Source organism: Mesorhizobium sp. M2A.F.Ca.ET.039.01.1.1, assembly GCF_003998035.1.
In the GTDB taxonomy this organism is placed as follows: Bacteria; Pseudomonadota; Alphaproteobacteria; order Rhizobiales; family Rhizobiaceae; genus Mesorhizobium.
The window spans coordinates 1-12228 of record NZ_RZRY01000130.1; the positions used below are offsets into that span (position 1 = coordinate 1).

The 12228-nt window shown below is 59.6% G+C and carries 10 protein-coding genes and 1 pseudogene; all 11 read left to right on the plus strand.

All coding sequences use genetic code 11. The features are described 5' to 3' along the window. Positions 1–454 (plus strand): annotated as a pseudogene (nifH, locus tag EOA24_RS12840) (nitrogenase reductase); the annotation flags it as partial. A gap of 87 nt (positions 455–541) precedes the next feature. Further along, complete coding sequence (gene nifD, locus EOA24_RS12845) at positions 542–2044, plus strand: nitrogenase molybdenum-iron protein alpha chain (protein WP_024505262.1); 1503 nt, start codon at positions 542–544, stop codon at positions 2042–2044. Positions 2045–2173: 129 nt separating this feature from the next. Then, entirely contained in the window at positions 2174–3715 is a 1542-nt protein-coding gene (gene nifK / locus EOA24_RS12850) for a nitrogenase molybdenum-iron protein subunit beta (RefSeq protein WP_126063826.1), read from the plus strand. 61 nt (positions 3716–3776) lie between these two features. Next, positions 3777–5252 (plus strand): nitrogenase iron-molybdenum cofactor biosynthesis protein NifE, encoded by a 1476-nt coding sequence (gene nifE, locus EOA24_RS12855; protein ID WP_095489376.1) that lies wholly within the window; start codon positions 3777–3779, stop codon positions 5250–5252. A gap of 8 nt (positions 5253–5260) precedes the next feature. Beyond that, a complete protein-coding gene (gene nifN / locus EOA24_RS12860) occupies positions 5261–6613 on the plus strand; it encodes a nitrogenase iron-molybdenum cofactor biosynthesis protein NifN (RefSeq protein WP_126063827.1) in 1353 nt (450 codons plus the stop codon). Beyond that, a complete protein-coding gene (gene nifX, locus EOA24_RS12865) occupies positions 6610–7107 on the plus strand; it encodes a nitrogen fixation protein NifX (RefSeq protein WP_063169371.1) in 498 nt (165 codons plus the stop codon). Before nifN ends, nifX begins: the two co-directional genes overlap by 4 nt. 16 nt (positions 7108–7123) lie before the next feature. Then, the gene (locus EOA24_RS12870; protein WP_024505267.1) at positions 7124–7603 is read left to right on the plus strand and encodes a NifX-associated nitrogen fixation protein; all 480 of its coding nucleotides are present in this window, start codon (positions 7124–7126) and stop codon (positions 7601–7603) included. Between the two features lie 107 nt (positions 7604–7710). Further along, the gene (locus EOA24_RS12875; protein ID WP_224571202.1) at positions 7711–8415 is read left to right on the plus strand and encodes a response regulator transcription factor; all 705 of its coding nucleotides are present in this window, start codon (positions 7711–7713) and stop codon (positions 8413–8415) included. A gap of 95 nt (positions 8416–8510) precedes the next feature. Next, positions 8511–9383, plus strand: coding sequence for a universal stress protein (locus EOA24_RS12880; protein ID WP_126087041.1), 873 nt, complete (start codon positions 8511–8513; stop codon positions 9381–9383). A gap of 842 nt (positions 9384–10225) precedes the next feature. Next, on the plus strand, positions 10226–11524 hold the full coding sequence (locus tag EOA24_RS12885) for a SidA/IucD/PvdA family monooxygenase (RefSeq protein ID WP_063169368.1): 1299 nt from the start codon (positions 10226–10228) through the stop codon (positions 11522–11524). A 10-nt stretch (positions 11525–11534) separates the two neighbouring features. Then, entirely contained in the window at positions 11535–11915 is a 381-nt protein-coding gene (locus tag EOA24_RS12890; RefSeq protein ID WP_126080606.1) for a hypothetical protein, read from the plus strand. The last annotated feature ends 313 nt before the right edge of the window (positions 11916–12228 follow it).

A 12228-nucleotide genomic window follows, 5' to 3' on the forward strand; every position in this document is an offset into this window, starting at 1 on the left:
GATCTATATCGTCATGTCCGGCGAGATGATGGCGCTCTATGCCGCCAACAACATCGCCAAGGGCATCCTCAAATATGCCCATTCGGGCGGTGTGCGGCTGGGCGGGCTGATCTGCAATGAACGTCAAACCGACCGCGAACTCGATCTGGCCGAAGCACTGGCTGGCCGATTGAATTCCAAGCTCATCCACTTCGTGCCCCGCGACAACATCGTCCAACATGCCGAACTCAGGAAGATGTCGGTGATCCAGTACGCGCCGGACTCAAAGCAGGCAGGGGAATACCGCGCTCTGGCCGAGAAGATCCACGCCAATTCGGGCCAGGGTACGATCCCGACGCCGATCACCATGGAGGAGCTGGAGGAGATGCTGCTCGACTTCGGCATCATGAAGACCGACGAGCAGATGCTTGCCGAGCTTCACTCCAAGGAAGCGGCGAAGGCGGCGGCCCAGTAGTGACATTAGCGCTGCCATGAATCGGCGCGCCTTGCAGAGAACGGCGCCTATTCTTTGAGGCGTCACCCAACCTTGAAAGGGGGACTCATGAGCCGGGAATACGAGAATGACGGTGCTCTTCATGCGAAGCTTATCGAAGAGGTGCTGTCGCATTATCCCGACAAGGCGGCGAAGCGCCGCAAGAAGCACCTCAACGTCGCAAAGAGCGGCAACGAGGCTGGCGGGGAAAGCGAGGTCCTTTCCGAATGCGACGTCAAATCGAACATCAAGTCCATTCCCGGGGTGATGACGATTCGCGGCTGTGCATATGCTGGTTCGAAAGGCGTGGTGTGGGGGCCAGTCAAGGATATGGTCCATATCTCGCACGGCCCGGTCGGCTGCGGCCAATATTCTTGGTCGCAGCGCCGCAACTACTACGTCGGTACAACGGGCGTCGACACGTTCGGGACAATGCAGTTCACCTCCGATTTCCAGGAGAAGGACATCGTCTTCGGCGGCGACAAGAAGCTGGAACAGATCATTGACGAGATTGAAGTCTTGTTTCCGCTCAACAACGGCATCACCGTGCAGTCCGAATGCCCTATCGGCCTGATTGGCGATGACACCGAGGCCGTTTCTCGCAAAAAGACCAAGGAGTATGACAAGACGATCGTGCCGGTACGCTGCGAGGGCTTCCGCGGCGTCTCGCAGTCGCTTGGCCACCACATCGCCAATGATGCAATCCGGGATTGGGTCTTCGACAAAAAGGATGTCAAGTTCGAGGCCGGCCCCTACGACGTCAACGTCATCGGCGACTACAATATCGGCGGCGATGCCTGGGCCTCGCGCATACTGCTTGAGGAGATAGGGCTGCGCGTGGTTGGCAACTGGTCGGGTGACGCCACACTCGCAGAGATCGAGCGCGCCCCGAAGGCTAAGCTCAATCTTATCCACTGCTACCGGTCGATGAATTACATCTGTCGGCATATGGAGGAAAAGTATGGCGTCGCCTGGATGGAGTACAATTTCTTCGGTCCCTCCCAGATCGAAGCCTCTCTGCGCAACATAGCCAAGCATTTTGGGCCGGAAATCGAGGAGAAGACCGAAAAGGTCATTGCCAAGTACAGGCCGCTTGTTGATGCGGTCATCGCCAAGTACCTGTCGCGCCTGGAAGGAAATACCGTGATGCTCTATGTGGGCGGCCTGCGCCCCCGCCACGTCGTCACGGCCTACGAGGACCTCGGCATGGTCATCGTGGGCACCGGCTATGAATTCGCCCACAGCGACGACTATCAGCGCACCGGCCACTACGTGAAGAACGGCACGCTGATCTACGATGACGTGACCGGCTATGAGTTGGAGAAATTCATCGAAGGGATTCGCCCAAATCTGGTCGGCTCGGGAATCAAAGAAAAATACCCGGTGCAGAAGATGGGCATACCGTTCCGCCAGATGCATTCCTGGGATTATTCAGGCCCGTATCACGGCTACGATGGCTTTGCCATTTTCGCACGTGATGTGGATCTCGCCATTAACAACCCGGTCTGGGACCTATTCCACGCGCCTTGGAAAAGAAGCCGGGGCGATGAGCGGGCGATGGCTGCCGAATAAACATTTGCTTCAGCCCCAGTCTCCCACTGAGACGGTGAACTCCCGCGGCCTCTGATCCGCCGGAGCCTGGAACGTCTTGACGTCCTGAGCTGCCGTCCCGCGCAGCCAGATGCAAAAGAGGTAATCATCATGCCGCAGTCGGCTGAAAAAATTCTCGATCACGCTCCCCTGTTCCGCGAGCCGGAATACAGAAAGATGCTCGCTGAGAAGAAGCTAAACTTCGAATGTCCGCACCCCGATGAAATCATTTCCGATCAGCGCGATTTCACCCAGACGTGGGAATACCGCGAAAAGAACCTCGCCCGCAAAGCGCTTGTCGTGAACCCGGCCAAGGCCTGCCAGCCGCTGGGTGCGGTATTCGCTGCCGCCGGCTTCGAGCGAACCATGTCCTTCGTCCACGGCAGCCAAGGTTGCGTCGCCTATTACCGCTCGCACCTGTCGCGCCATTTCAAGGAGCCTGCCGCGGCGGTCTCCTCCTCAATGACCGAGGATGCGGCGGTGTTTGGCGGCCTGAAGAACATGGTCGACGGGCTCGCCAACACCTACCAGCTCTACGACCCCAAGATGATTGCCGTGTCGACGACCTGTATGGCAGAGGTCATTGGCGACGACCTGCACAGCTTCATCCAGAACGCCAAGGACGAAGATTCAGTCCCGCGCGACTTCGACGTGCCCTTTGCCCACACCCCGGCCTTCGTTGGCAGTCATGTCGACGGCTATGACAACATGGTCAAAGGCATTTTGGAGCACTTCTGGAAAGGTCAGGAGCGTACGCAAATCGAAGGAACCATCAACATCATTCCGGGCTTCGACGGCTTCTGCGTCGGCAACAACCGGGAGCTCAAGCGCCTGCTCGATGTAATGGGCGTGTCCTATACATTGATCCAGGATGCCTCTGACCAGTTCGATACGCCTTCGGACGGTGAATACCGCATGTATGACGGGGGCACGAAGATCAACGAGGTGAAGAAGGCCCTCAACGCCGAGGCAACGCTTTCGCTGCAGCATCACAACACCCGAAAGACACTGGGCTATTGCGAGGAGGTCGGGCAGGCGACGGCCTCGTTCCACTATCCGCTCGGCGTTCAGGCGACGGACGAATTCCTGATGGAGGTCGCGGCGATTTCCGGCAAGGAGATTCCCGAGGCAATTCGCCTCGAGCGCGGCCGACTGGTAGACGCCATGGCGGACAGCCAATCCTGGTTGCATGGTAAGAAATACGCCATCTACGGTGATCCCGACTTCGTTCACGCAATGGCCCGCTTTGTCATGGAGACCGGCGGCGAGCCAACCCATTGCCTCGCCACCAATGGCACCTCGGCATGGGAAGCCGATTTGAAGAAGCTGCTAGCATCCTCGCCTTTCGGCAAGGCTGCCCAGGTTTGGGCGGGCAAGGACCTGTGGGCGCTGCGCTCACTGCTCTTTACCGAGCCGGTGGACCTTTTGATCGGCAATTCCTACGGCAAGTACCTGGAGCGCGACACCGGAACACCGCTGATCCGGCTGATGTTTCCGATCTTCGATCGGCACCATCATCACCGCTTTGCGCTCTTTGGCTACCAGGGAGCGTTGCGCGTGCTGACGACGATCCTCGACAAGATCTTCGACAAACTCGATCGCGAGACGAGCGAGACGGGTGTGACGGATTATTCCTATGACCTCACGCGCTAAGAGCCGTGGCCGGCTTTTCGCCGAGGCCATTCCTTGCCCAATGGACTGGGGAGGCTGAGCAATGTCCTCCCTCAGCGCCAAAATCAAGGACGCCTTCGATGAGCCCGCCTGCGATAAGAACCGTGGCAAAGATGCCAAGGCGCGCAAGGAGGGCTGCTCGAAGTCGCTGACACCAGGGGCGGCAGCCGGCGGCTGCGCCTTTGACGGAGCCAAGATCGTCCTGCAGCCGATCACCGACGTTGCGCATCTGGTCCATGCGCCGCTCGCCTGCGAGGGCAATTCTTGGGACAACCGTGGTGCGGTTTCGTCAGGGCCGACCTTGTGGCGGACAAGCTTCACGACCGACCTCACCGAACTCGACCTTGTGATGGGGCAGGGCGAGCGGAAACTCTTCAAGGCGATCCGCGAGATCAAGCACACATACGCGCCGCCGGCGATCTTCGTCTACTCGACTTGCGTAACGGCGCTGATCGGTGACGACATCGAGGCCGTGTGCAAACGCGCCACGGAAAAGTTCGGTTTGGCCGTGGTGCCGATCAATGCGCCTGGCCTGGCAGGCTCCAAGAACCTCGGCAATAAGCTCGCCGCCGAGGCGTTGCTCGATCATGTCATCGGCACGGTCGAACCCGACGACCCCGGACCCTACGACATCAACATCCTTGGCGAATTCAACCTCTCGGGCGAATTCTGGCTTGTAAAGCCGCTCCTCGATCGGCTCGGGATCCGGGTGCGCGCCTGCATTCCCGGCGATGCGCGTTACCGCGACATTGCTTCCGCGCACCGCGCCCGGGCGGCAATGATGGTGTGCTCGACCGCGCTGATCAGTCTTGCCCGCAAGATGGAGGAGCGCTGGGACATCCCGTTCTTCGAGGGCTCCTTCTATGGCATCTCCGACACATCGCAAGCTCTTCGAAACCTTGTCAGGCTGCTGGTGAGGAAGGGCGCCGATCCGGAGATCCTCGAGCGCACAGAGACGCTGATCGCGCAGCAGGAGGCGATCGCGTGGAAGAAACTCGAATCCTACCGGCAAAGGCTCCAAGGCAAGCGCGTGCTGCTCAACACAGGCGGTGTGAAGTCCTGGTCGGTTGTCCATGCGCTGATGGAGATCGGAATCGAGATCGTCGGCACCTCGATCAAGAAATCTACGGTGCAGGACAAGGAGCGCATCAAACAAGTTCTCAAGCACGACAAGCACATGTTCGAATCCATGGCTGCGAGCGAGCTGTACGCCATGCTCTCTGAACACAGGGCCGATATCATGCTGTCGGGCGGTCGCACGCAATTCATTGCGCTCAAGGCCAAGACGCCCTGGCTCGATATCAACCAGGAGCGCCAGCATCCTTATGCCGGCTATGACGGCATGGTGGAACTCGTACGCCAGATCGACCTCGCCATTCACAATCCGATCTGGTCTCAGGTGCGCCAGCCGGCCCCGTGGGATTGCCAGCCTGAGCTGATAGGCGAATTGCCGTGCACGAGGAACGAGACCGCGTACCTGTTTGATGAATTCGCCTGCGCGACGGCACACGAGTGTTGAGGCGACCGATGGCCCGCATCCTTCCCCAGAGCAAATCGGCGGCAGTCAACCCGCTGAAGTCGTCGCAGCCGCTGGGTGCCGCCTTTGCCTTTCTTGGCGTCGACGGTGCGATGCCGCTGTTCCACGGCAGCCAAGGCTGCACAAGCTTTGCGCTCGTTCTCTTCGTGCGGCACTTCAAAGAAGCGATTCCCTTGCAGACTACGGCGATGGATGAGGTGGCGACCATCCTCGGCGCAGCCGACCATCTGGAAGAGGCGATCCTCAACCTCAAGAACCGCACGAAGCCAACGCTGATCGGGGTGTGCACGACCGCGCTGGTGGAGACGCGTGGCGAAGATTGCGCGGGTGATATTGCCAACATCATGCGGAAGCACACGCAACAGCTTGCGGGTACGGAGGTCGTGCTGGCCAACACGCCGGATTTTGACGGCGCGATCGAAGAGGGCTGGGCCAAGGCAGTCACCGCAATGATCGAAGGGATTACGCGCTCGGGCGAACGGGCGCGGCACCCGAAGAAGATCGCAATCCTGCCCGGATGCAACCTCTCTATCGCCGACATCGAGCATATGCGGGACATGGTTGAAAGCTTTGGGCTCAAGCCGGTTATTCTGCCCGACATTTCAGGCTCGCTCGACGGTACGGTTCCTGACCGCTGGGTAGCGACCACATACGGCGGCACCAGCGTCGAAGACATTCGCGAGTTGGGCACGGCCATGCAATGCATCGCCATCGGTGAGCACATGCGCCGCCCGGCGAAAGCGCTGCACGGGTTGACCGGCGTGCCTTACGTGTTGTTCCAGTCACTGACTGGGCTGCAGGACACGGACCGCTTCGTGTCGCTGCTGTCTGCGATTTCGGGCGCGGCGGTACCGGCCCGCGTGCGCCGGCGCCGGGCGCAATTGCAGGACGCGATGCTCGACGGACATTTCCATTTCGGCGGCAAGAAAATTGCCATCGCTGCCGAACCAGACCAGCTGTTCCAACTTGCGACCTTCTTTGCTGGCCTCGGCTCCGAGATAGCCGCGGCCGTCACAACGACCGACAGGTCTAAAATTCTCGAGAAAGTCCCGGCGGTTTCGGTTCAGATCGGCGATCTCGGCGATCTGGAAAGTCTTGCCGTCGGTGCTGACCTGCTTGTCACGCATTCGCACGGGCGCCAAGCATCGGAGCGGCTCCGAATTCCGCTCATGCGCATCGGGTTCCCGGTCTTCGATCGACTAGGCAGCCAGCACAAGCTCGCAATTCTCTATCAGGGCACCCGCGACATGATCTTCGAGGTCGCCAGCATCTTCCAGGCCAACCAACACGCGCCCACTCCTGAGGCGCTTGATCCACTCCGTAATCGAGAAATATCACGATGAACGCTGTTCGCCGCCTCTCGCTGGTCAGTAGTGAGGTTTTCGCCCCGATGCCTGAACGACGTAAGGGCGCATTGCGCGTTGCGATCGCCACTCAGGACATGCAGGACCTCAACGCCCATTTCGGGTCGGCCAGGCGCTTTGCTGTCTACGACGTGACGCGCGAGGAATGGAATCTCGTAGAAGCCGTGGCCTTCGATGACGTGTCCGATGAAAGCGGGGAGCATCGGGCCGAGCGCGATGATCGCATCACGCCAAAGGTGGATGCGCTCAAGGGCTGTCAGATCCTGTTTTGTCTGGCAATTGGCGGCCCTTCGGCAGCCAAGCTTGTCGCGGCAAAAATCCACCCGATCAAAGTGGCGGAGCCCCAATCGATCCCACAGGTGCTCTTGCGCACGCAGATGATGCTCAGGACGTGTCCTCCGCCTTGGCTGCGCAAGGTGCTGGCGCGAGCGGGCATTGCCGAAAAGAAACCGTCCTTCGAGGACGAGGACTGAAAAGAGGAGGACGCCAATGCCTGACCCCGCAATCCCCCCAGCTGTCGCCGAAGACGAGGCGGCTCTTTGCACCCCGTTCGTCAAATGCCTCGTGCGGCTGATCCGTTCTCAGGATTCCTATGGCTCGTGGGAACGCAAAGCGGACGCTGAGCTGCTGGGCGACTTCATCATTACCAAGGAACAGCGCCGAGGGATCCCAATCATCGGAGATCCCGATCCCGACGTGCTGTGGAGGCTCGACAAGTACTACGCCGCCATCGGGCTTGCGATCGAGGAGCGCTGCGGCCTTATGGCATCGCCGATGATCCAGGTGAGCCATGAGGGTTTTGGTCGGGTGCTTTTCACGACCGGACGGCTGGTCGTTTTGTCCAAAACGCTGCGCGATGTCCACCGGTTTGGCTTCGAGACGCTCCTGAAGCTCGCCACGGCCGGTACGAAGCTGGTCGACGATGCGATTTCAGTCATCGAAACCTTTCCCCACGTGGCGCTGGCATGATGGGCGCGATTTTCGAGAAAGGCCATCATGACGGACCCGAGAAACTATGTTGGCCAGTCCCCTCGATCCAGGGACTCGAGGCCGACCAGGTTGTTGGGGTATCGCCGATGAAGAAGCCGCTGGTCCTGATCTGCTCGCAAGATGCCGAGTTCTATCTGCTCTACAGCCACATACTGGAGGTTGACGGTTTCAGCAGTGAGACGGCAGACGGCGCGAAGGCTGCGCTGGCCTTGGCCGAACAACGGGAGCTTCAGGCCGTAGTGCTGGATTGCGACCCAGCCAGCATAAACGGGTCCGCAATTTGCGCCCACCTCAAGCGGGAACCGCGCACCACCGACCTGCCTATCATCGCCCTGATCGCGCCTGGCGCCGAGCACCAGCACCTCGATCTCTTGAAGGCAGGCGTTGAGAGCTTTGTGCGGCCGGTGGCTCCGGCCAAGCTGCTCGACTGCCTGCGGGCGAGGCTCGGGCTGACCAAGCGTGGTCCGAACGGGGTTGAAAACGACAGTTGGATTTGTTGTGGAGGCCTGGAGATGAAGCTCGATGCCCATCGGGTTCGCGGTAATGGCCACGACATCCATCTCGGACGGATCGATTTCAACGTGCTGCGGCTTATGATTGAGGCCCCCGGCAAGGTCTTCAGCCGGGACGAGCTTATCGGGGCGGCCTGGCTGCCCAACATTCATGTCGGTGCACGCACCGTCGATGTCCATATCAGCCGAATCAGGAGGGCGCTGAAAACGGCCTTGCCCGGCAGCGTCATTCGCACCGTCAGGTCGGCCGGCTACTCGCTCGAGAAGCCGGACGACTGAAATCGGTGATCGAACGTGGTGCCGCTCTCTCTTCCTCCTGAGAGCGGTGTTGCCGCTTTGAGGCGCTCCTAACGAAGACCAGGAGAAGCAGGCAAATGGAATTTAAAAGCATATTCAGTGTGACGGGTGCTGATCATTCTGATGAGGACCTCACAACAGCTGCCGGACTGTGTGCCGAGGTCGGCGCGCACCTATCGGTACTCATTATACCGCCTCCATTGCTCTTGATGTTGTCTCCGCCCCCCGAATGGAATACAGGACGTGCACAGGCAATTGCAGTACCGAACTATCGATTTCAGCAAATCGAGAAATTTTCACAGGACGTGACCAGAATGGAAAGACGGTCCGCGGATATCCTCAAAAGGCTGAAAGCTATGTCGCTTTCCTGTGACGTTGACACCGACTATTGCGATCCGGCTAGCCTCGGTGAAGTGGCACGACAGCGGGCGCTCTGCGCTGACCTGACGATCGTTGGAGGAGACCTCCTCAACGATGAGACTCTCGGACCTCCTGTTGTCAACGGCTGCTTGTTCGATAGCGGAAAGCCGGTGCTCATCGTGCCGAAGGGCGTTAAGGCGACGCTGTCGCCTCGACGCGTGCTGGTCGGCTGGGATTCGCGTGTAGAGGCCTCGCGTGCGGTTCGGGAAGCTCTTAGTATCCTATCCGCTGCCAAGGAAGTCTGTGTCGCTATGGTCGATCCAAAGGCGCAAAACAACGGGAAAGGCGCGCAGTCTGGAGCTGACATCGCTGCCTATCTTACTCGGCACGGTGCTCGGGTCTCCGTTGACCTGCTTAAGAGCGCCGGCAAATCGGCGGGCACAGTGCTGACCCAGCACGCGAACGACATCTGTGCTGACATGATGGTTATGGGTGCTTATGGCAGCCGTGGGCTGCGTGAGCGGATTTTCGGCGGTCCGCCGAGCTGGAGCTTTGGGAAGACCACATTGCCGCTGTTTTTGGCTCGCTGATCAGCTCCGTAGGAACACCGATCAGGTCGTAGGACCGCCAACCAGTCCGAAGTCGTCGTCGGTTACCGGTCGGATTGCGGAGACATGGCTGGATCCGCGAACATCTTGCGACGCTTGTCAGAGCCAAACCGGACGCCTCGACTGCTTCACGACGCTCTCGTGAACCAACTCGTGCGAGATCGTCCGCAACGGGCAGTAAAGACGAACGGCTGCAGCAGACCGCAGCCAAGCCACAGGGCGGGTGTACCAGGAGACCCCGCCTCGTGCGCGAACCCTGTTGGAAGGCCCCTTATCAGTACCCGGACGCGCGTCAAATCGGCGGCTGTCCCTGTCAGCCTGCGGTGTGCAAGGGCCGCTGCCGCGGAGCTTCCCCTGCCCGATCGTCGGGCGTGCGACAATGTCGGATTCCAGACGAGCTGGAACTGCGCGAACTCGTTGGTTTGACAGGTCTTTATCCGGCACGCCGCATGCATGGGAGTCTCCGAAAGCATTAAGAGCCGTTATCCATGGTTACGCCCCTCGAAAGAAAGAGCCGCTTCCGTCGTGGCAGGGAAACAGCCACTCCTGGGGTGGAGGCCGGCGCTAGAAGCCGCCGTAAGATCCGGAAGAGCCGCGCGACAGCATCACACACTTTCCTTCTGCTCTTGGGTTCGGATCACGCCGCGCCGCTGTCGATGCCGCCGACATTGAGCCCAAGACCTGGAAGGCGGCACACGCTTTTGCTGTCCTCTCAGTCGGGACCGCGGCTCAAGCATGCCTGTGAGGTTCGCATTGCTCAATGCCCGGCAATCGACGTCAACATGCCGCTGAGTTGGAAAACACTCCTAGAGGAGTAAGGATAAGTGGACCTCTTTTGTATTGGTGTGGGTGCTGGACCATCTAATTTGAGCCTTGCGTGTCAGATACAGGAAGAGATTGCGCAAGGGGCACTGTTCCTGGACCGGGAGGTCGATTTCCGAGGACATCCAGGCAGCGCTTTCGATTGCGCGGAGCTCCAGGTCGGCCACTTCCAGGATCTGGTTACTCTGGTCAATCCGCGATCAGCCTACACATTCGTAAACTACCTCCACGAGAACGGGCGTCTTTACAATTTCCTCAATGCGCAATTTCACGGGGTGCTTAGAGCCGAGTTCGCCCAATATCTCAACTGGGCGTTCCAGAAGAATCCGCTTGTCCGTGGCGGCGAGGCCGTTCGCGAAATCCGCTTTGACGGCGAGTTTCGCGTGCGGACGGACAACGCGGTCCTTGATGCAAGAAACCTCGTCATCGACATAGGCAAGCAGGCGCAAATTCCGCCTCAGTTTCATGGCTGGACTGGACCCAACCTGTTCCACTCATCTGAGTTGGCCCACATCAATCCTGAGGTGCAAAAAAAGCATGTCTGCGTTGTTGGCGGCGGACAGTCGGGAGCCGAGCTGCTACTGCACCTTGTCGGCCGGCCGAAAGAACGGCGGCCCGCGGCGATCACATGGGTCTTGACGCGCGAGATGCCTTTCGACGACCACGCGTTCACAAACGGGCTGTTCACGCCATGCTTCTCGGATCGTTTTGCTGCGATGAGCGAGGTGCATCGACAGCTGTTCCTGCGGCGTTTCGCGCTTGCCTCCGAGGGCATTTCAGAAAGCAAGTTGCGCGCGGTCTATCAGGCGCTCTACCACCACGCCTTTCTCGAGCCACACCAATGCGAGATCACATTGCGGCCAAGTTGCAACGTGTCGCGCTGCATCAATGCCGGAGCAGGGCACAGGCTCACGCTGCAACGCGGCTTGGACAACATCGGAGAAGTAACCGCCGATATCGTCATCCTGGCCACCGGGTACGAGAAACCGCTGCCGGGTTTCCTAGAACCGATCGCAGATCGCCTCGAACAGATCGGCAATGAGCTCGCCATCGGCGAGGATTTTTCGGTGTACTGGGACGGACCGCGAGACCGACGCCTTTTCGTTCAGAACGCCTGCCTTGGACAGCGCGGGCTGGCTGATCCGAACTTTGGGCTGCTGGCCTGGCGAGCGCGCCGCATCCTTGACAGCCTTCTGCGGCGCGCGCCATGCGCCAATCCCGAGCATCTAGGGTTCATCAACCGTCCCTTGACGGAGTGCTGGCCCGACCTCGGAGTCGAACAAATGGGCAGCGGGATATGATTCGTCGATATTGATGATCGGCGGTGGCATTCAGGAAAGATTTCCGCCTCTGGCGGCAAAAGCGGGACGAGCAATATTCCTACGGCGTCAGATCGCTCTGCTCGCGCTTGAGCAAGGTAGCGTCGCGCGACTCCTGCTTGGCGTGAAACAGCAAAGGGCATTCAATCACGATGCAGCTTTACGTGCTGTCGGGCTCAACGCCACGTGGATCGAGCCCAACGCCGCCGTTGGCAACCGCGACGCGAATTATGACGCCGGGCCACATGCGGCGGTGGCTGCAAGGGTACCGAGCCTCTCCCGCACTTTCGACCCCATCGCCGAAGTGCGACTACTCCAGGACGCCGAAGCCGGTCTTATCGCCAGCGGGCCAGCCAAACTCTCACCTTCCTAAACGGCAGCCGCTAAGGTGAGCCGTCGAAAGCCGACATTCAGGTTAACGTCAGCTGGCCGTGTTAGGGCTCGCTTATTCAAGGCGGTACCGGCGCTTGCCGAAGCTAAGAAGGGTTGGCATGCCCTTTGCCGTGCTTGATGTGCGGCAACACGGTGAGAGCTCCGCTGAAGCAAGCGAGAGGGAGCAATGCCCTCGAGACCGTGTCCGATTTTGACTGGAAAATATTCCGCGACAAAAGAGACGAAAGGTGTGGAATGACTTTGGACACCAAGATGGAACTGCGTATGGGGTCCCCGGCTCCTGCGCTCAAAGT